This is a genomic window from Fusobacteriaceae bacterium, assembly GCA_031272775.1.
Lineage (GTDB): Bacteria > Fusobacteriota > Fusobacteriia > Fusobacteriales > Fusobacteriaceae > JAISST01.
In genome coordinates this window covers 1-21245 of record JAISTB010000027.1, presented here as the reverse complement: position 1 = coordinate 21245, position 21245 = coordinate 1, and the positions used below count along the sequence as shown (strand labels likewise).

The window sequence follows — 21245 nt, the reverse complement described above, 5'->3', positions numbered from 1 at the left end:
AAAGGGTCATGCCCATAACAAGCGGCGACGGGGCCTCACATCCTGAGGCGCCTGTCATTTACAAAAAACGAAATTCCTATCTGAACGCCGACACCTGGAGACGCTTCAAGCGGAACAAATCCGCGCTGTTCGGTATGGCGCTGTTCGGCGTTTTTGTGATTTTCACCATATTTGCCGACGTCATCGCCCCCAGGGCCCTCGTCTACGAGCAAAATATCATGAACCGCATGGCGCCCATGAGCTGGCAGCACATTTTCGGCACGGACACCTATGGACGCGACATTTTCGCGAGAATTGTCCACGCGACGCGGTATTCGCTCCTGATGGGGATCGTCAGCGTCGTCGTGGGCGTCGCTCTCGGGAGCATCCTCGCCGCCGTGGCGGGTCTCTACCGGGGAAAAGTGGATACGATCATCATGTCCGTCATGGATACGATACTCTGCATCCCTTTTATGCTGCTGGCCTTGGCCATTGTGGCGGCCCTGGGACCCGGTCTCGGCAACCTGCTGCTGGCGCTTGTCATCGGATCCATTCCCATATATGTCCGGATTATCCGCTCCTCGATCCTGACCATGGTCGAGAGCGATTTTGTGGAGGCGGCCCGCTGCTGCGGCTCGTCGGACTGGTACATCGTGACAAAGCACGTGCTGCCCAACGCCATCGGTACGATCATTGTCCAGGCGACAATGTCCGTGGGCACGAGAATCATCTGGGCGGCGGCGTTGAGTTACGTGGGCATGGGCATACAGCCGCCGAAGCCCGAATGGGGAGCCATGCTCAGCGAGGGCAAGGATTACATGATGAATTGTCCGAGACTCGTGATCTTCCCGGGAATGGCCATCGTACTGTGCTGTATGGCGCTCAACCTCATGGGCGACGGCTTACGGGACGCCCTCGATCCCAGATTGAAGGATTAGGTGACCCGAAGCGTGAAGGAGAATACCGTTATGAGCCGGGAAACGGCAAATTTACTGGAAGTGAAAAATCTCAGGGTCATCTACAAGACGGACCAAAAACCGGTTTGCGCCGTAAACGGAATCAGTTTTTCCGTGAATTCCGGCGAGACCATCGGACTCGTGGGCGAGACGGGGGCGGGAAAAACCACGTGCGCGCTCTCCATTCTGCGCCTGCTTCCCGAGAGGACCGGACGGATCCTCGAGGGGGAAATTCGCTTCAAAGGCGACGATTTATTGAAAAAAAGCGAAAAGGAAATGCGCGCGATCCGGGGAGGATCCATCGCCATGGTCTTTCAAGACCCCATGACGAGCCTGAATCCCGTCAAACTGGTCGGCAATCAGATTATGGAGTCGCTGGAGATTCACAATCTGGACCGCAAAGGGAAAAAAGACCTGGAAGCACGGGTGGACGAACTCCTTTCCCTCGTGGGCATACCGCCGGTCCGAAAATCGGAATATCCCCACCAGTTTTCCGGGGGCATGAAGCAAAGGGTCGTGATCGCCATCGCGCTGGCCTGTAATCCCGAGCTGATCATTGCCGATGAGCCCACGACGGCTCTCGACGTGACGATACAAGCTCAGGTTCTGGCCATGATTAACGAGCTCAAAGAAAAAATGGGGACCTCGATGATTATGATCACGCATGATTTGGGCGTCGTCGCCCAGACCTGCGACAAGGTCGCCGTCATGTACGCCGGCGAGATCATCGAACAAGGCGCCGCCGCGGATATTTTCAAAGGGGAAAACCATCATCCCTATACCGTGGGTCTGTTCGGCTCCATTCCCAACCTTGAGGTGGAAACCGCAAGACTTTCCCCCATAGAGGGCCTGATGCCCAATCCCACGGATTTGCCCGAGGGCTGCAAATTCCACCCGCGCTGCAAGCACAGCCGAAAAATTTGCGAAACGACGACGCCCGCCGTCTGGGAGGAAAAGGGGCACAAAATTTGCTGCCATTTGTTCTCACAAAAAGAATTCATGGAAGAAAAGGATTGATATGGCGCCATTGATCAGAACGGAACATCTCAAAAAATACTTCAAAGTCAACGACGGCGTCTTGCACGCGGTCGACGACATCAATCTTGAAATCTATCCGGGGAGGAATCTCGGGCTCGTCGGCGAAAGCAGCTGCGGCAAATCGACCTTGGGCCGCCTTGTCATCCGGCTTCTGGAACCCACGGCGGGAAAGGTCTTTTTCGAGGGAAAGGATATCCTCAGCTTTACGAAGCAGGAAAGAAAGGATCTCCACAGGGAAATGCAGATGATTTTTCAGGATTCCTATTCGAGTCTGAATCCGCGGATGTCGGTATTTGAACTGATCTCCGAGCCCCTCGTGGTCAATCATGTCTACGCCGCCCATCAGGAGATGGCGGAGCGGATATATCGTCTCATGGATATGGTGGGCTTGGCCCGGCGTTTCGCCAACAGCTATCCCCATGAACTGGACGGGGGCCGGCGACAACGGATCGGCGTGGCTAGGGCTCTCGCCATCAACCCGAAATTTGTCGTCTGCGACGAGCCGGTCAGCGCCCTTGACGCCTCCATTCAGGCGCAGATTCTCAATTTGCTCATGGATCTGCAAGACGGCCTGGGCCTGACCTATCTTTTCATCACCCATGATTTGAGCGTAGTCAAGCATATTTCCAAAGAAATCGCCGTCATGTACATGGGGCAGTGCATTGAAAAATGCACGACAAAGGAATTGTTCAAAAATCCCCTTCATCCCTACTCCAAGGCGCTTCTGGCCTCGATCCCGATCCCCAGCCTCGACGTCAAAATGAGTAGGCAAGTGATCCGTGGCGAGGTTTCCAATCCCATAGACCCCAAACCGGGCTGCCGCTTCGCGCCCCGCTGTGACCATGCCTGCGACCGATGCAAGGAAGAGCAGAAACTGACGGATCAGGGAAACGGGCACTTTGTGGCCTGCTCCCTGTACCCCGGCGCGTAGGCGGCCGAATCCCGGCGACATAACCGACCGATAAACAATAAAGGAGTGAATTTATGGCAATTACCCTTACGGATTTGATTCCGAAAAGCAAACCCTTTCCCCCCGTTTCTTTCCAAAAAGACGATACGGTTCTGCTCTTGATCGACATGCAGCGTCTAGCGACCGGAGAGCACATCCTGCACGGCGCGATTGAAAAAGGCTTTGACGAGACCGAAGCGCGGGAAGCCCTCAAAGCCTACGACGAAGAATTGAACGCGGCGGTGCGCCAGGCCGCCCTTTTGCTCGACGCTTTCCGCAGGCTCGGCATGACGGCGATCCATGTGAAAATCGAATCCCGCTCCAACGACGCCCGGGAGACGTCCTTCGCCCACCGGCTTTCGGGATTTCTCGTTCCCAAGGGCAGTTACTGGGGCCAATGGATACCGGAAACGGCGCCCAAAGAGGGCGAGATCGTCATTACGAAGACCTGCTCGGGCGCGGTGACGGGCTCCGATCTGGATACGGTTTTGAGAAACCTGCGGACCAAAAACGTTCTCGTCACGGGCTTTCACCTCAACCAGTGCGTTGAGACCACCGTGCGCAATCTGGCCGACCTCGGTTATCTGACCTTTGTCGTGTCCGACGCCGTCAGCGCTTCCACGCCGAAGCACTATACGAACACCATGGAAAATATTCTGGGCGTCTATGCCCGCGCGATTACCGCGGCCGAGGCCATCAAGGAAATCGAAAAATGAAAACGCAAAAAACAGGCATGTTGTGCGTTCTGCTGCTGTGGGGGATCTGCGCGTCCCTTTCCCCCGGACAGGAAGGGCCCTACAAGATCATCGAAAGCAAGAATATGAAGACGCAGCCCCAAAGGGGAAAAGAAGAAAAAATGGACCTCAATACGGCGTCCAAAGAAGAGATGAGCGCGAAGAAAATCCCCATCAGCGCGGTTCGCGGCATTGTGAGCTACCGGGAAACCACCGGAGGCTTTGAGTCCGTCATGGAATTGAAGCGGATCAAGGGGATCGGCCCCGCCGCCTATGAGAAAATTTCCGCGGTCTTCAGGGTAGGGACGCCCGTACGGAAAAAACGCTTCAACATCAATCGCGCAAATGAAACGACCCTGTCCTATTACGGGTTTACGAAAAAGGAAATCGCCGCCCTGTCCGCCTGGATCGGAAAACACGGGCGGATCCGGAACAACCTCGATCTGATGGAAATCCTGAGTAAGCCCCGTTATGAGACATACAAGGAACTTGTCGTCTACGACGCGGTTCCGTAAGATTGGAGGAACACTTGGGAAAATTATTGAGAGGCATCAGCAAAAACGCGAAATTTGTGATCTGTGACACGAGCGATATCATTACAAGGGCGCAGGATATCCATGAATGCGCGCCCACAACACTTGACGCCTTCGGCCGGATGCTCACGGCGGGCGTTATGATGGCGAGCTATCTGAAAGGGAGCGAGCTCATGACCTTAAAGACCGAAAGCGACGGACCATTGCGGGCGATTACCGTAACGGCCGACGCCGCGGGGGCCGTCAAGGGTTTTGTGTCCGATCCCGGGGCCGATCTTCCCCGGCAGGAAGACGGCAGGTACAATGTTCCAGCCCTGATCGGGAAAGGTTATCTCCGGGTCATCAAAGACCTCGGGCTCAAAGAGCCCTATGTGGGCATATCGGAACTCGTCTCGGGCGGGATCGCCAAGGATCTCGCCTATTATTACTTCACTTCGGAACAGACGCCCACCGTCATCAGCGTCAGCGTGCATCTTTCGCCCGAAGGAAAGATTCTTACGGCGGGCGGCTATCTCGTGCAACTGCTCCCGGGCGCGGAGGAGCGCTTTATTACCGCGCTTGAACAAAAAATTGACGCGATCCTTGAGATTACCGAACTCCTTGAGGGCGGCATGTCCCTCCGGGATATCGCGGAGCTCCTCTACGATGATATGGGCAGCGAGCCGAAAAGGCGCGTGGAGGATTTTGATATCCTCGAGGAAAAAACGGCGGAATACCGCTGCAATTGCAGCAGGGAGCGCTTCCTCAAAGGCATAGAGGCCCTCGGAAAAGAAGAACTCCGCAAAATTTTCCGCGAGGAAAAAGAAGAAAAACTGGAAGTGGTCTGCCAATTTTGCAAGACGAAGTATTTCTACAGGGCGGATGATTTCAAAACATTTTTGGAGGAATAATATGGGCGGATTGACCGATACCCATGTCCATTTGGACATGCGGGAGTTCCGGCGGGACCGGACGGAAGTGCTTGAGCGGATCAAAGAAAATATGGACTTTGTGGTCAACATTGGCTGCGATGTGAAAAGCTCCCGGGAGAGCGTCCGGCTTGCGGAAAAATACCCCTTTGTCTACGCCGCCGTGGGGATTCATCCCTCGGACATCACGGGCTTTTGCTATGAGTGGGAAGTGGAGCTTGAAAAACTCTGCGCCCATCCGAAGGTGGTGGCTCTGGGAGAAATCGGTCTCGACTATCACTGGATGACGGAACCCGCCGAAGTCCAGCGGGAGGTGTTCGCGGAGCTGCTCAGTCTCGCGGAAAAGGTTAAAAAACCTGTCGTGATCCACACCCGGGAAGCCATGGAGGATACGCTCCGGGTACTTTCGGATTATCCGGAAACAAGGGGCATCATGCACTGTTACCCGGGTTCCGTCGCGGAAATCCCGCGCTTGAAAAACTTTACTTTCGGGATCGGCGGCGTGCTCACGTTCCCCAATTCGAAAAACCTGCGGGAAGTCGTCGAAAAGACTCCGATTGACCGGCTCGTCCTCGAGACGGACTGCCCCTTTCTGACGCCCGCTCCCTTCCGGGGGAAGCGCAACGAGCCTCTGTACACGGAATACGTGGCCCGAGAGATCGCCCGGATCAAGGAAATGGACTATGAGGACGTCGTGCGGATCACCAACGAAAACGCCAGGGCCGTCTACGGGATCAAGGGCTAGGGAGGAAAAATGAAACTTGTCGGCATCGGAAACGATATCATCGAGGTCTCTCGCATCGAAAAGGCCGTGCAGAAAGAGCGCTTTCAAAAGCGTGTCTTTACGGAAAATGAGATTGCGGTCATGGAAGCGCGGAAGACGAAATATGAAGGCTACGCGGGCAGATTCGCGGGGAAGGAAGCGGTGGCCAAGGCGCTGGGAACCGGCGTCAGCGGATTCGGCTGGAACGACATCGAGATCCTGAACGACCGCCGGGGGAAGCCCTATGTTTTGCTACACGGCCCCATACCGGAGCTTTATCCCGGGATCCGGATCGAGGTTACGATCTCCCATTTGAAGGAATACGCCGTGGCGACGGCCGTCGCCTGGATGGAATGAAACAGGTCGGCCTGAGATAAATACCATTTTTAAGCAATCGAATTATTAAATACAATATTAGTATACTATATGCAGGAGGACTGATGACAACGAAAAACACAAGTTACGACAAAGAATTGCTGGAGCGCTTTTTGCGCTATGTGAAGATTGATTCCCCGGCGGACCCCGAAAGCGGAACCTGCCCCAGCACCAAATATCAGCTGGAGATGGCTGCGGTACTGGCCGCAGACTTGAAGGAAACAGGCCTTTCCGAGGTAAAGGTCGACGAAAACGGTTTTGTGACAGGGACTCTTGAAGGAAACGTCGAAGGCGTTCCGACCATCGGTTTCATCGCCCATATGGATACGGTCCATACCTTCAACGGATTGGGCGTCAAGCCCCGGGTCATTGAAAACTATGACGGGAAGGACGTCGTCCTCAACGAAAAGGAAAACATCGTGCTCTCGCCCAAAGATTTCCCGAAACTCCCCGAAAGATCAGGCCAGACCCTTGTTGTCACCGACGGGACTACGCTTTTGGGGGCCGACGACAAGGCGGGGGTCGTGGAAATCATCGAGGCCGTCAAATATCTGAAAGAACATCCCGAAATCAAGCATGGCAAGGTCCGGGTCGCCTTTACGCCCGACGAGGAAATCGGGACGGGCATCCACCGCTTTGACGTGGCGGGTTTCGGTTGCCAATTCGCCTATACCATGGACGGCGGCGAGCCGGGCGAACTTGAATACGAAAACTTCAACGCGGCCTCGGCGGTCATTGATATCGTGGGACGGGATATTCATCCGGGCCGCTCGAAAAACAAGATGATCAATTCCATGATGATCGCCATGGAACTCCACGCCATGCTGCCTGTCGCTCAAAGACCCGAATACACCGAAGGTTACGAGGGCTTTTTCCTGATGATGAAATTCACGGGGACTGTGGAAAATACCCAAATCCGCTATATTATCCGGGATCATGACAAGACAAAATTCGAAGAAAAAAAGGCCCTGATCACAGCGGCCGTAAACTATATGGCGCAAAAATACAAAGACGCGAAAATTACGCTGGAACTCAAGGATTCTTACTTCAATATGCGGGAAAAAATCGAACCCGTCATGGAGATTGTCGAGCTCGCCAAACGCTCCATGGAAGAAGTCGGGATAACGCCCCTGATCCGACCCATTCGCGGCGGTACAGACGGGGCGACGCTTTCCTATATGGGGCTGCCCTGTCCCAATATCTTCACCGGCGGCGACAACTATCACGGGAAGTATGAGTTTATTACCGTGGAAGCCATGGAGCGGGCCAAGGCGCTGATTATACGGATTATTGAGAATGTGGCGGCTGGAAAGTAAAATCCGGCTTTGTGCATGGGCGTAAAGCTTCCCCGATCAGCTGCGAAGGCTTGTGGCAGGGCGCGTTCCGGTTCTTGTGCAGCCGGACAACTTGCGGCACAACGCCTCGGGCCTTGCGGAAAAGGTCGGTGAGGAGCTCGCTTCTTACGCCTCTCTCTACAAAACCATGTTGAGAAATGGCATTCCGCTGTGCTTCGGCTCCGACGGGCCCATCGCGCCCTTCAACTTGATGACGGGCATCCACTGAGCAGTCAACCATCAGGATTCAATCGGCGCCGCAGTCGGGGAAAATTATTACGGGGATTCAAGGTTACGTTTTGAGGGGGATTTATCTGTGGTCGCCACACCGCCGCAGCTGGATAAGAAATTTTCTGAAGACGTTTCACCTTTCAATATACACAACAAAATGCTTCCCTACGATGAACTGAACCTTTTTTTATATCATGAAGCGTGCATTCTATCAATCATGATTCGACTTTCGATACTCACCGTATGACTTTTTTTCAATCTAATTTCGAAAAGCCCATATTGACATCAAGCCATATATATAGTAATATGCTATTGGCGGAATTATGGTTTTTCTTTGAATCTTGCAGTCATTATTTCAAGGAGGGATGTCGTATGAAAATTTGCAAAATCTTTAAAAACATCTGGACGTTATCGGTTGTTTTCACATTCTTAGCGATTGTCACCTTCGCCGCTCCAAACAAAGATAATTTTATAAGTTCGTTACCATGGGACGCCGAATATGATGTGGTTGTTATTGGTTTTGGAGGCGCTGGTGCGGTCACGGCGATCACTGCCGCTGATCTCGGCGCCAAAGTTCTCATCTTGGAAAAGGCTCCGCTTGGAGAAGAAGGTGGCAATACAAAATACGCCGGTCAATTTATTCTTTCGCCGACCGATAGGGAAAGCGCCCTTGCTTACTATAAAGCGCTCAGATCGGATTACAATAACCAAAGTGACGAAGTTCTTGAATTTATTGTAGATGGCCTCATGGCAAACAAAGACTGGCTCATCAAACTTGGAGTTGACCCCGCCAGACTTGTGTGGTTTGATTATATTGAATTTCCCGAGTTTGGCGGTAAGGGCATGGGAGGTTATACGATAGATGGTTGGTGGACTTCATCTTTCTGGCAGTTCTTAAGAAAAAACGTTGTTGACCGCGCTGATAAAATAGATGTGTGGTACTCCACTCCTGTGTCCCGATTGATACAAGATAAAAATACCGGCATTGTTCACGGAGTAAAAATTGAAAACAAAGGCAAATCTTACAATGTTCGCGCAAAAAATGGCGTCGTCATGGCAATGGGCGGTTTTGAAAACAATGATGAAATGCTTGAAAATTACGCTCAACTTCAAAACGCCTTTTCCAAAGCCGCGAGATACAATACTGGTGATGGCGTTAAAATGGCAATAGACGTTGGAGCTGATCTCTGGCACATGAGCGCTCTCGCGGGTCCAGATGTAAATTTCATTGTACCAGAGACGAAAGTCGCGGCTGGCTATTATTTTACTGTCCCAGTCAAATCTCGCTCTGCAACAGGTTTTACAAGTGTCAATACAATCAATGTTGGAACCGATGGAACGCGTTTTATGAGTGAAACCGTGGCCCCCCGCCACGGACATGTCAATAAATCCGGCACCTTTTTCAGCCTCCTCGTCCCGAAAAACGCTTGGTGTATATTTGATGAAACAGCACGATCAAGCGGTGTAGTTCCTTATTTCACTTGGAGCTCCGGATTTAAGGAAGAACTAGCGAAGGGCTGGGTCATCAAAGCCAATACAATAAAAGAGCTAGCGGAGAAAATGAGTATCCCAGCAGAAAAACTGGAAAAAACTGTGCAAGATTACAATAATTACTGCACTGATGGTTATGATCCGGATTTCCATGTTGATTCTAAATACCTGAAACCGATTGCCACAGCGCCTTATTATGCGTTTCCGCTACAGGCAAGCCTCACAAATACTCAAGGTGGCGCTAAACGGAATGCAAAATGCGAAGTTTTAGACGTTTGGGGTAATCCCATCCCCCACCTTTACAGTGCAGGTGAATTCGGCTCTTTTTACACAGACATCTATAATGGCGGCGGTAATTTGGGCGAATGTGCTTTTACAGGGCGCGAAGCCGGAAAAAACGCAGCGACGCCTAAAAATGATACACCGGCAGACAGTGCTCTGGCAGGAAAGAAACCTGTGGACCTTAGACCTGTAGTTCAAGTGATCGATACCCAAAAAGATGAATACATCGGAAGAGGAACTGGAATTGGCGGAGAAATAGTCGTAAAAATAACCTATTCTTCCGGCAGAATAGGAGCAATCGAAGTCGTAAGCAACAGCGAAACTGTTGGCATAGCCGACAGAGCTCTCGTGGAAATTCCAAAACGCATTATTGCCGCTCAAAGCAATCAAGTTGATGTTATCGCTGGAGCTTCAATAACAAGTAAAGGGATCATGGAAGCAGTTCAGGATGCCGTCAATAAGGCAAAATAAGTTGTCATTTTCTATCAGTTAAGCAAATCCCCGGGTCGCCCATCAAACTGACTGCCCCATTTTGGCTTGTGGTTTTTTCAAAATTTTTCGTTAGTCTTGATGAAAAAAGCTTCCCCGATCAGCAAATGACCGGGGAAGCCGGAGGATTAAATGATAGCGCAAATGGACTATCGAAACATCACAATAAATAAGGTCTGGATTGACTCACTTAAATCAAGTATAAATCCGTTGATTTTCCGAAATTCATTTTAAAAGACTTTTAACTGTTTTTGTGATATCCTTCGCTGTAAGGTTATACTCTTCCTGCAATTCCACGTCCGAACCGGTTTCGCAAAACATATCTTTGACCCCCAAACGCACTACCTTCGCTGGCTGCTCGCGGCACGCCACTTCGCATACTGCGCCGCCAAGACCACCGATAATGCTGTGGTTTTCGATGGTTATCAATATTCCTGTTTCTTTTGCCGCTTTAAGTACCAACTCATCATCAAAAGGTTTGATCGAGGGCATGTGCAAGAAACGAACATTTATTCCCTCTTCATGCAGAGCGCTTGCCGCTTCAAATGCCCAACGGGAAGCGATGCCGGTTCCGATTAAGGTTGCCGTGGTTCCATGCAAAATTTCATGACCTTTGCCCCATTCAAAAGGAAAGCCCATGGTAAATTCCAGTTCTGGTTTGTTTTTGTCAACACGAAAATAGACCGGTCCATTATATTCGACAGATTTACGCATAACCGATCGTAATTCCCAACTATCAGCGGGGGCGGCAATTCTCAAACCCGGAATTCCCCTCATGACTGCGAGATCTTCAATGGCTTGGTGCGTTGCCCCGAGTTTGCCCGTCAAAATGCCGCTATAAGCTCCGGCAAATTTGACATTGATGCCTGGATACGCGACTGATGTATAAACCTGATCAAGAGCTCTTGACGCTAGAAAGTTGGCGAAAGTACATACGATAGGAATTTTACCCTCGAGAGCGAGTCCAGCGGCAATGCCAACCATATTTTGTTCGGCAATTCCAGCCTGAATAAATCGCCTTGGATAGGCATCTTCAAATAAAACAGTCCGGGTAGATGTTTTGAGGTCAGCATCAATGACATACAGATTGGGAAATTCTTTTCCCAACTCGATCAATTCTCTAGCAAATACTTCTCTCAATTCTTCCATCTATAATCTCCGTATGCGGATAGTTCGACAAGCGCGGCTTCCAACTGTTCTTTGCTGGGGGCGTGTGTATGCCATTCTGGAGTATTCTCCATGAAAGACACACCCTTCCCCTTTACTGTATGGGCTATAATGACAATCGGTTTGCCGTTATTATATCGATTTTTGGCCAAATAAAAGGCGTCGAGGATGTTCTCCATATCGTGACCATCTATTTCTATCACTTGCCATCCAAAGGATCCCCATTTTGCCGGCAGAGGTTCAAGTCCCATAATCTCGTGTACCGGCCCTTTTGCTTGAATTTTATTGTAATCGACGATAGCAATTATGTTGTCCAGTTTATAATGGGCGGCGGACATTACGGCTTCCCAAATCTGGCCTTCGTCCAGTTCGCCATCGCCAAGCATACAATAAACCCTGTGTTTCTTGCCGTCGCGACGGGCAGCAAGGGCCATCCCAACCGCCACGGACAGACCTTGTCCCAAGGACCCCGTCGTCATATCAACGCCAGGCGTCTTTTTCATGTCAGGATGTCCTTGGAAACGGCTATGGAGTTTTCCATAGGTTGAAAGGAGTTCTTCCCAAGAGTAATAACCCTTAATGGCAAGAGCAACATAAAGCGGAGGACATCCGTGCCCCTTAGACAAAATGAAGCGATCTCTTCCGTCCCATGCGGGGTTAGCAGGATTTATGGAAAGTACGCTAAAATATAACGCTGCAAATAAATCCGCTGATGAGAGGGTCGCCCCAGGATGACCAATGTTACCCGCAGTAATCAACTTCAGGCCTTTTATCCGTATTTCGCGGGCCTTTTCTTTAAGATATGCAATATAGTCTTCCTTTGTCTTTAGGTTTTGCATGTTTTACCTTCCCACTTTTCCTGTAGAAATTACTTCAGTCAAATAACACCGCGTTCTTCAAAGGATTGCAGATCCTCTTTACTCAGTCCCAGCCAGTCAAGATAAATTTCCCTGTTATGCTCGCCGACAGCAGGCGCCGACCCTGAAGTATCCGCTGGAGTTTGACTGAGCTTGATCGGCTGACCGACACCGCTTACCTTGCCTTGGGGATAATCTTTTTCGATAATCATATTGCGTGATAGTATCTGAGGATCTTTCACTACGCCGGTTACATCCAATATCGGCGCCATAGGGATTTTATCTCCAAGTCCTTCCATAAGTTCCGCGATGGTGTATTGGGCAATCCATTCGTCAAGCTTTGGCTTAACGCGCCGCTCGTAGGTACTCCTTACATGTCGTTTGACCATGGTATCAATTTCGGGATCATCGGCCAATTCTGGTTCGCCGAAAAATTCACATTGCAATCGCCAAAATTTATCCGTATAACCACCGTCAAAAATATACCCGTCTTTTGCTTTAAAGGCGCTGTAAGGCATAACGAAGGGGTGATCATTTCCCAGAGGACGGGTAATCTTCCCTGCTACGAGATAGTTGACGACCATCATCTCTGTCAAGGAGAGCGTCGAATCCAATTGCGACACGTCAACGTATTGTCCTTCGCCGGTATTTTTTACGTGATGCAGTGCGGCCAGCACACCGATGCAACCATAAAGAGATGCGGCCAAATCACCGATAATCGTACCGACCCTGCAGGGCGGCCGGTCAGGGTATCCGGTCGTCGACCAGATACCGCTGAGGGCCTGCGCGCAATTGTCAAAGGCAGGGCGGTCAATATATGGACCCGTTTGTCCATAACCACTGATGGAAACGAAAATCAGTTTCGGATAGATTTTATGTAAGGTTTCAAAATCGAGTCCCATTTTTTTCATCACGCCTGGACGATAGTTTTCTACGAGAACATCCGCTTTTTCCAGCATACGTAAAAGCAACTTTTTTCCTTCGTCACTCCGTAGATTAAGCGTAATTCCTTTTTTGTTTCTATTATACTGAACAAAATATCCGCTGATCCGTTCATCTCCTTCTCCCAAAAAGGGAGTAAAATTGCGTGCTTCATCGGCGGAATCTTTCGATTCCACTTTGATCACTTTCGCTCCCAAATCCGCCAACTGCAAAGTACAAAATGGGCCTGCCGCAAAACGGGTCAGATCAATTACAGTCAAATCCTCTAAGGCATTCATGCGTTCCTCCCTTCAAAAGTATTGATTAATCAGAATCCACTTCGCTCTTGTCATGGAGAATCGTTACCAGCTCATTGGGTTCGTCAGGCAAAGCAAAAGTCATGACGATGTATACGACAGTAGAACAAATTGTTCCGATAACAGCCGCGTTAACCGGCAAAACAATGAGCTTGAGCGAGCTCAATACAACCAGACCGAAAGAGCCAGCGATACCTACCCATCCAGCTACAATGGCGGCAATCCTGTTGCCACGCTTCCATCGAGAACCGAGGACGAGAATCGGAATCAGCACAGAAGCGCCAATACCCCAAGCGCCATTCCCCATCCACATAATCAATGTCGGTGGGCGGAAAACAAGCAGATATGAAATAAGAATTATAGCGCCTATACAAATACGGGTGGCCAGCATCTCCTGTTTATCCGACAACTTTTTTTTGTAGATGTATCGAAGAATGAAATCACGGCACAGTGCCGAAGTTACGGTAACGACTTGGGAGTCACAGGTAGACATCATGGCGGCGACTATAGCCGACAACAGAATCCCCGCTACGATTGGCGGAAAATATTGCATGGCAAAAATAGAAGACATGTTGTTAACGTTTGCCAGCGTATCCGGAAATTTACCAAGTATCGTACCGGCGCGGCCTCCAAGGCCGGCAATATGACTCGCTCCAACCAGAAAGTAAGACAGGGTGGCTATAAACATTGATGTCTTCCATTGGCTTTTTTTATTAATCTGATAAAATTTATTGACAACATGTGGTTGGCCGCCTACACCAAATCCGTACATGAGGGCTGTTCCGATAAAATAAATCCATCCGTATCCAGTCCCGGGTCTGATAAACGTGTTGAGGTCTTTTACCCGACCAAGAACCTCATTCATGCTGGTCATACCACCGGAATTGTAAATCGCGACAACGGCAAAAGCGACGCCAAGAAACATCATCAAAATGCTCTGAAAAGCATCGGTTAGCGCTGCGGCAAGCATACCGCCAAGAAGAACATAAACACCAACAACGATAACGCCTACAGTGAGAGACGTAAAATAACTCCAACCAGTGACAAGAGCAACTACAGTACCAAGAGCGGCCAGATTGGTCATAATATAACCGGTAACAGCAATAATTGTCGATAGTGTAACAACAAGACGGGTACCTTCGCTTTTTCCAAAGCGATTGTAAGCGAAATCGGCCAATGTAATATATCCAAATTTACCTGAGACCCTGCGCAAAGGTTCCGCCAACAAAAGGTATGAAATCATCGTGCCGACAGTCGCAAAAATCATTATTGTCATTGGTGCGTAACCGTCACGGTAAATACCGCCGATGGATCCGACAAAACCCATGCCACTCATAATGGTCGAGGAAATGGCAAGCCCAAGCACAACAGGGCCAAGACGCTTGCCGGCGACATAAAACTCTTCGGCATTGGTTTGATACTTGGAAGTATAAATGCCGATACCGGCGCAAATGGCGATGTAAACGATCATTACAATTTGTATGGTTAACATTGAATCCTCCTATTTTTTCCCTTTTTTGGACTTAAAAGCAATTATTGCCGAGATGATCACCGGCGCCGGCCAAATAATACAAAAGATGAAAAATGTAAATGCAGGCATTCCCAATATCATACTTTCCTCCTTATAATGTATTAGTTACCGTGAAATTTGGGGATCTCTTTGTTGATAAAGGCATCAATCCCTATCCCGCTATCTGCAGATGCATAGCAGTCCCGAGCAGCATAAAGTTCAGCCGCGAGGCTCTCTTCAACAGATTTGTTGCGACAAATGTTGACGATACGTTTTATGGCGCGAACTGCTATCGGAGCATTTTCAGCTATCGCATGAGCAATTTCCATCGCGCGGCTTAAAAGCTTTTCGGAAGGAAGAACTTCTTGCACCAATCCGATAGCGAACGCTTCATCGGCCGTGATGTGCGAACCCGTATACATCATTTTTTTTGCCTGCCCGATTCCTACAGCGCGGCACAGGCGCGCTGTCCCTCCGTAACCAGGGATAATACCGAGTTTGGCCTCAGGAAGACCTAACTTTGCTTTTTCGGAAGCCAATCGAATGTCACAACCGAGAGCGATTTCCAGCCCACCGCCCAATGCGTATCCATTAATGGCGGCTATAACCGGAGAAGGATAATTTTCTATCAAATTGACCAGCGCCTGTCCCTTTCCATTGAGTATCATGGAAGATTCGGGCGTCCAACGCTTGAGCTCTTTGATATCCGCACCGGCCACAAAAGATTTGCCGTTACCGGTGATTATTACAGTGCGGATGTCCTCTTCCAGGTACAGATGCTCAAAAGAATTGCGAATTCCATCCATTACTTCAATGTCAAGGGGATTCATCGGAGGATTGTTGATCGTAATTAGCGCGATGAATCCTTCGACAACCAGATTGACTTTACCTGCCATGTCCGCCTCCTCATTCAGTCAGGAACTTTTTATCAAGAATCGCTTTTTTCAAGTCTGGGCATGGTCACAGCCTCGCCTTCGATTACTACAACACCATCTTGATTGGTTAAAAGCGTGTTCAAAGTCAAACGATTCCGTTCTATATTTTTATCCGTAACCGTCAGCGTACAGGTGATTGTATCCCCAACAAAAACCGGAAATTTGAATTTCAGCGTTTGACTGACATAAACTGACCCGCCCCCCGGAAGCTGCTGCCCCAAAACGCTGCCGACAAGTGTATATACGTAGGGACCGTGAACTATCCTGCGCCCGAATTTAGTAGTTTTTGCGAATTCTTCGTTGATATGTACCGGATTCATGTCTCCTGTAAAACCCGCAAATACCAGAACGTCTTCTTCTCTGAATACTTTGGTTTTAGACGCGCTTTGGCCAATTGTTAATTCGTTCATACTATATGATTCTATCTTCATTTTCCATCTCCTGTCTCCTGACTTTTCTGTTATGAAGGTTTTTGACGTCAGATAAGAACCCGCTTACTTGAATTTTGCGTAAAGTTCCGCCGCGTATACCGCGTTGATGTTCTTGTCCGCGATCATTTGCGACACGATTTTTTCCAGCGTCTCACCCGCGGCTCCCACGGAAGCCGCAATATTTCTGGCATGAAGTTTCATGTGTCCTTTCTGGATGCCGTCGGTGGCCAGCGCCCGAATGGCCGACAGGTTTTGCGCCAATCCCACGGCCGCGAAGATCATGGCCAGCTCGGCCGCCGTTTTTACGCCGAGAATTTTTACCGCCGCCCGCGCGCCCGGATGGGTTTTCGTTGCGCCGCCGACCAGGCCCACGGCCATGGGGACTTCGATCGTCCCGGTGAGATCTCCGCCGCCGGTTTTTTCCCAGGTGGTCAACGTCGTGTAGCGGCCTTTGAAGGCGGCATAGGCGTGAGCGCCCGATTCGATCGCTCTCGTATCGTTTCCCGTGGCAAGAACCGCGGCGCTGATTCCGTTCATGACGCCTTTGTTGTGGGTCGCGGCTCGGAAAGGATCCGCTTCGGCAAAGGCGTAGGCGTCGAGGATTTTCTCAATGACATCGGCGCCGTCGGCCGGATCCCCGGTCTTGCTGAGCGAGGCTTTCGTAAAGACCGCGCTCGCCCGGGCCAGGCGGTATACGGCGAGGTTGGATAGAATCCGCAAATCCACCTTGTATCCGGTTTTTTCCTCCAGATAAGGCGCCACGGCCTCGGCCATGGTGTTGACGGCATTTGCCCCCATGGCGTCGCCCACGTTCACGAGGAGATGAACGATGACCATTTTTCCGCGGATGGTGTCGATCACGCGGACGTCGAGATCATGAAACCCGCCGCCGAATTGCACAAGAACCGGATCTTTGGCGTTGCAGATTTCTTTGATCGTTTCCTTGTTTTGCAAAATCACATTCTTCACGTGGTTGGGATCCGGAACATTGATGATCTGGACTTGCGCAATCATCACGGGACCGGTGAAGGATGCGGAAAACCCGCCGCCCGCCCTTGCCATTTTCGCGGCGTTGGATGCCGCAGCCACGACCGAGGCCTCTTCGGTCACCATGGGAATCAGAACTTCTTTTCCGTTGATCAGAAAATTGAGCGCGATTCCCATCGGTAACGAATATGTCCCGATGACGTTTTCGATCATATGATCGGCCAAATCAAGGGATAAGGCGTCTTTTTCCGTGATCAGCCGCAGCTCGTCCGCGGAAAGGCCGGTCAGTTCACCGATTTTCAGCGCCCGTTCCGCCGGCGTCATCTGATAAAATCCGGGAATGATACTGGTACTCATGATTTTCTGCCTCCTCATTCAGGTTCCGGACGGATCGTCCGTATCGATTTTCATTCGCATAAACGCCGATCCCATGGATTTTCCGAGGGAATCCAGGCGCAGGGAATGGGTCGCCCCGCCGCCCAGCGCGTGTTTCATCACAAAGTTGAAGCCGTGCAGCGTCTCCACCTCATAGCGGATCACTTCTCCCCTGACCATGTCGCCGAAGTATTCTTTCACCCGCTCGGCCGTCAGCACCCGTTTCAGCAAGGGATAGTCCTTCGGGTCCCTCGCGTAAACGCACACATTGCTGGTGTCGCCTTTGTCGCCGGAGCGGCCGTGGGCCAGCGTGTTCAAATAGACGAGAGCCATATCATTTCACCTCCAGCATATGCGACGTGAGGGTGACGAGGTCTCTGTCGATCAGCGCGGGCCACAGGCCGATGACATCCTGGATTTGGGATCGCCCCCCGAAAAACGAAGCGCCGGGGGGGCCGTTCAGCTGAAGCGGTGAGATTTCCGGGATCAGCTTCTTCGCTTCTTCCTTGTCTTTCACGCGGATCGCGATCCGGAGAACCACTTCATTCAGCCGCTTGATCAACTCCTCATCATATTCGGCGACATCGAGATGAAGGGCGTTGAGACCCAAATAATCAATGCGGATATCCTCGTAGCGGAGGTTCTTTCTTTTCATTTTCTTCATGAGGATTTCCGCCGCGTATCGCGCTTTTTCATAGGCGTCCGGCCAGGCAAAGGGCAGGTAGGTCGCCACTTTGTATCCCGCGTGGTAGCCGATGCACATCTTGAGTTTTTCGGGCTTTTCCTTTCCCCTGACGCCGCCGATCCGGACGGAATTGTCGCCGTCATTGACAATCGTCGCGCGGGAAATGTCCACGGTCACGTCCGGCGTAATATAATTGGCGGGATCATGCACTTCGTACAAAAATTGTTCTTTGACCGATTGTTCGGAGATCAATCCCCCGCAACCCGGCGCTTTGGTAATGTGCAGGTCATCCTCGGTCACTTCGGCTATCGGAAAGCCCAGATTGTCCATAGCGGGTACGGACCGCCAATCGTAGTCAAAATTGCCGCCGGCGCCCTGCCCGCCGCATTCCAGCAGGTGACCCACCATGATGCCGCGGGCGAGATCGTCCAGATCCTTGTCCCCCCAGCCGAATTCATAGGCCAGCGGGGCCAGAAACAGCGCCGAATCGGTGGCGCGTCCGGTAATGACCAGATCAGCCCCTTCCCGCAGGCAGTCCATCAGCGGCTCCCTGCCGTAATACACATTGACGTTGACGATTTTGTCCTTGATCTCATCGAAATCCCCGACGTCATCCATATTGGGGAATGTCCGTCCTTCCCGCAGCAATTCCGGCAGCTTTTCAAGAAGATCGTCGCCGGTCACGTAGCCGATCTTGTAACCGCGCATGTTTTGCCCTTCCGCGATGCTCCGGAGGGCGTCGACGGCGCCCTGAATATTCATGCCGCCGGCGTTGGAGAGAATACGGATCTTTTTTTCATAGGCCTCTTTACCGATTTCCCGGATCAGCTGGGTGAAATCGCTGGCAAAGCCCGCTTTCGGATTTTTCAGCTTTTGCCGCTGCATGATCGAGAGGGTCAGCTCCGCCAGATAGTCACAGGCGAGGTACTGAATGTCGCCCGCGCGGACCATATGAATGGCGGCGTCCGGGCTGTCCCCCCAAAACCCCTGACCGCCGCCGATACGAATTGTTTTCATGGGACCTCCTTGATTCCGTCTTTTCCTTTGGCTTTATTTTCGGTAGAAACATCTGTTATATTCAGATAAAGCAATTTTTATACCAATCGGCGTTTTGTCGGCCATATCGGCCGAAATCCCGTAAATCAGGCAGTTCAATTCACAGAGAAAAACGCTCCATCGGCGGCAAAAAAAAGAAAAAATGCCAAATATGGCATTTTTCAGTGTCAAAACTGTCATTAGTGTCAATCATGGCGCCTGCTTCAGTTGCCCGTAGCGCCGGTAGAATGTACGCCTGCTGATTTTCAGCGCTTCTATGGTCTTCTGCCGGTCGCCGTTTTGCTCCCGCAAAGTCTGCTCGATAATTTCCTTCTCACAGCGTTTGAGCTGATCTTTGAGCGAAAGCGAGCGGTCGACGGGGTGGGCGGCGTGCGAACCCGCATCCGGAGTAGCTCCGTTTTCGGGTTTGAGGATCATGTCTCCCATGGTCGCGGTTCCCAGGATCACGCTTCTCTCGAGATAATTCTGCAACTGTCGGATATTGCCGGGCCAGTCATATTGCATCATGTCGCTGTATTCTTCGGCGGAGATCGTCAGGGATTTTTTGTAGCGTTTGTTGTAAATCCCCAGAAAATGATTGGCGAGGAGCGGAATATCCTCTTTTCGCTCACGCAGCGGCGGAATATTCAGGGAAATGACGTTCAGGCGGAAAAACAAATCCTCCCTGAATTTCTCCGCTTTCATCAAGTCCTCAAGGGGCTTGTTCGTCGCCGTGATGATCCGGACATCCACCGGGATCGCGTTGGCGCTTCCGATCTTTTCGATCTCCCCCTGCTGCAGGACGCGCAGGAGTTTCGCCTGCATCGGTAACGGCAGGTCGCCGATTTCGTCGAGGAAAAGCGTTCCCTGGTCCGCCAGCTGAAATTTCCCGATTTTACCCGATTTACTCGCGCCCGTAAAGGAGCCGGCTTCATAGCCGAAAAGCTCGCTCTCAAAGAGATGCTCGGGAATCGCGGCGCAATTTACCGTGATCAGCGGGGAATTGTTCCGGTTGCTTCCGGAATGCAGCAACTTGGCCATGACTTCTTTCCCGACGCCGCTTTCTCCCCGGATCAGTACCGTGACGTCGGTTTTGGCCGCGATATTGGCGACTTCCAGTACCTTAATAAATTCGCTGTTTTGCGTAATAATCCCGAGGTTTTTGAAGGCCTCCTGATAGTCCAGTTTCCGGGTGACTTCCTTGATCACGTCGCTCATCCGCTGGACTTCGTGATTCATCGTATTGAGTTCCGTGACGTCTTTGAAAATGGAAATCGCGCCCGCGAAGGCTCCCCCGGAAAATTGGGGAAAAATTCTCATGGAAACATATTTGTTGATCGAAGAAATCAGTTGCTTGTCCTTGGAGATGGACTCATGGGTTTCAAGCACTTTGTTCAAAAGCGCTCCGGTTTCGATCTGAGGCATATATTTCCCGATGACTTTGTAGCGTGGAATACCCAATATTTGGGAATAGGCGTTATTCAGATAAAAAATCCTCCCTTTGTCGTCGATCGCCACGACGCCTTCGTCCATGTAATCCAGAACTTTGGCGAATCTTGTGACCTGGTTCCGTTTTGCGAGATAAATGAGGTCCTCGCGGTTGATCTCGCCGATAACCTCCCCGGCGTCGTTGAGGACGGAAACGACATCGGCGGGGCCGCGGAGGCTCTCCTCCGAGAGCTCCATGATATCGAGGTTGCCCCAGAGTTTGGATTTTCTGACAGGAAGATCTTTTTTGGGTCGTACGATTTCCGCAAGTTTCATATTCTCCCCCTCTTAGCGCGCTTTTTCCGCTGTCACGCGGCGGCCGCCCTTTGATTTATCTATATTTTACATGAGGCCGGCGGAAATGTCCATGACTTTATTTCAACAACCGCTTGATTTGCGATAAATTCATGGACAAATCCGGAAAAATCCGCTATACTATGGGAAGAAAAAACGCAAACGACAATCCCTTTCACCG

General features: G+C 50.8%; 21 protein-coding genes. 11 read left to right on the top strand and 10 right to left on the bottom strand.

Translation table 11 applies throughout. The annotated features are described in order from the left end of the window. The first annotated feature begins 8 nt into the window (after positions 1-8). The 11 genes from LBQ97_06615 (at position 9) to LBQ97_06565 (ending at position 10044) form a co-directional block, all read left to right on the top strand. Complete coding sequence (locus tag LBQ97_06615; protein ID MDR1832383.1) at positions 9-917, top strand: ABC transporter permease; 909 nt, start codon at positions 9-11, stop codon at positions 915-917. Between the two features lie 30 nt (positions 918-947). After that, on the top strand, positions 948-1952 hold the full coding sequence (locus tag LBQ97_06610) for an ABC transporter ATP-binding protein (GenBank protein ID MDR1832382.1): 1005 nt from the start codon (positions 948-950) through the stop codon (positions 1950-1952). A 1-nt stretch (position 1953) separates the two neighbouring features. Then, on the top strand, positions 1954-2904 hold the full coding sequence (locus LBQ97_06605) for an ABC transporter ATP-binding protein (GenBank protein ID MDR1832381.1): 951 nt from the start codon (positions 1954-1956) through the stop codon (positions 2902-2904). A gap of 53 nt (positions 2905-2957) precedes the next feature. After that, positions 2958-3638: a cysteine hydrolase gene (locus LBQ97_06600; protein ID MDR1832380.1), complete on the top strand. Its 681-nt coding sequence runs from the start codon at positions 2958-2960 to the stop codon at positions 3636-3638. Continuing rightward, the gene (locus tag LBQ97_06595) at positions 3635-4171 is read left to right on the top strand and encodes a helix-hairpin-helix domain-containing protein (protein MDR1832379.1); all 537 of its coding nucleotides are present in this window, start codon (positions 3635-3637) and stop codon (positions 4169-4171) included. The genes LBQ97_06600 and LBQ97_06595 overlap by 4 nt, the downstream gene beginning before the upstream one ends. Positions 4172-4185: 14 nt before the next feature. Further along, entirely contained in the window at positions 4186-5079 is an 894-nt protein-coding gene (gene hslO / locus LBQ97_06590; GenBank protein MDR1832378.1) for an Hsp33 family molecular chaperone HslO, read from the top strand. Between the two features lies 1 nt (position 5080). Beyond that, positions 5081-5842 (top strand): TatD family hydrolase, encoded by a 762-nt coding sequence (locus LBQ97_06585; protein MDR1832377.1) that lies wholly within the window; start codon positions 5081-5083, stop codon positions 5840-5842. 9 nt (positions 5843-5851) lie between these two features. After that, on the top strand, positions 5852-6217 hold the full coding sequence (acpS, locus tag LBQ97_06580) for a holo-ACP synthase (GenBank protein ID MDR1832376.1): 366 nt from the start codon (positions 5852-5854) through the stop codon (positions 6215-6217). A gap of 83 nt (positions 6218-6300) precedes the next feature. Then, positions 6301-7551: a peptidase T gene (gene pepT / locus LBQ97_06575; GenBank protein MDR1832375.1), complete on the top strand. Its 1251-nt coding sequence runs from the start codon at positions 6301-6303 to the stop codon at positions 7549-7551. A 52-nt stretch (positions 7552-7603) separates the two neighbouring features. Continuing rightward, complete coding sequence (locus tag LBQ97_06570) at positions 7604-7798, top strand: hypothetical protein (GenBank protein ID MDR1832374.1); 195 nt, start codon at positions 7604-7606, stop codon at positions 7796-7798. A gap of 374 nt (positions 7799-8172) precedes the next feature. After that, the gene (locus LBQ97_06565) at positions 8173-10044 is read left to right on the top strand and encodes an FAD-binding protein (GenBank protein ID MDR1832373.1); all 1872 of its coding nucleotides are present in this window, start codon (positions 8173-8175) and stop codon (positions 10042-10044) included. A gap of 243 nt (positions 10045-10287) precedes the next feature. Here LBQ97_06565 and LBQ97_06560 read toward each other — a convergent pair whose 3' ends face one another. The 10 genes from LBQ97_06560 to LBQ97_06515 form a co-directional block, all read right to left on the bottom strand. Next, positions 10288-11211, bottom strand: coding sequence for a transketolase family protein (locus LBQ97_06560; protein MDR1832372.1), 924 nt, complete (start codon positions 11209-11211; stop codon positions 10288-10290). Continuing rightward, positions 11199-12068, bottom strand: a complete 870-nt coding sequence (locus LBQ97_06555; GenBank protein MDR1832371.1) for a transketolase — start codon at positions 12066-12068, stop codon at positions 11199-11201. Before LBQ97_06555 ends, LBQ97_06560 begins: the two co-directional genes overlap by 13 nt. Positions 12069-12106: 38 nt before the next feature. Then, on the bottom strand, positions 12107-13306 hold the full coding sequence (locus LBQ97_06550; GenBank protein ID MDR1832370.1) for a CoA transferase: 1200 nt from the start codon (positions 13304-13306) through the stop codon (positions 12107-12109). 25 nt (positions 13307-13331) lie between these two features. Then, positions 13332-14816 (bottom strand): hypothetical protein, encoded by a 1485-nt coding sequence (locus tag LBQ97_06545; protein ID MDR1832369.1) that lies wholly within the window; start codon positions 14814-14816, stop codon positions 13332-13334. Between the two features lie 140 nt (positions 14817-14956). After that, positions 14957-15730, bottom strand: a complete 774-nt coding sequence (locus tag LBQ97_06540; GenBank protein ID MDR1832368.1) for an enoyl-CoA hydratase/isomerase family protein — start codon at positions 15728-15730, stop codon at positions 14957-14959. Positions 15731-15762: 32 nt separating this feature from the next. Continuing rightward, complete coding sequence (locus LBQ97_06535; protein ID MDR1832367.1) at positions 15763-16179, bottom strand: MaoC family dehydratase; 417 nt, start codon at positions 16177-16179, stop codon at positions 15763-15765. An 84-nt stretch (positions 16180-16263) separates the two neighbouring features. After that, positions 16264-17544, bottom strand: coding sequence for a hydroxymethylglutaryl-CoA reductase, degradative (locus LBQ97_06530; protein ID MDR1832366.1), 1281 nt, complete (start codon positions 17542-17544; stop codon positions 16264-16266). 18 nt (positions 17545-17562) lie between these two features. After that, positions 17563-17895, bottom strand: a complete 333-nt coding sequence (locus LBQ97_06525) for a hypothetical protein (protein ID MDR1832365.1) — start codon at positions 17893-17895, stop codon at positions 17563-17565. 1 nt (position 17896) lies between these two features. Then, entirely contained in the window at positions 17897-19264 is a 1368-nt protein-coding gene (locus tag LBQ97_06520; protein ID MDR1832364.1) for a DUF1446 domain-containing protein, read from the bottom strand. 228 nt (positions 19265-19492) lie between these two features. Continuing rightward, complete coding sequence (locus tag LBQ97_06515; GenBank protein ID MDR1832363.1) at positions 19493-21046, bottom strand: sigma 54-interacting transcriptional regulator; 1554 nt, start codon at positions 21044-21046, stop codon at positions 19493-19495. Between the last annotated feature and the right edge of the window lie 199 nt (positions 21047-21245).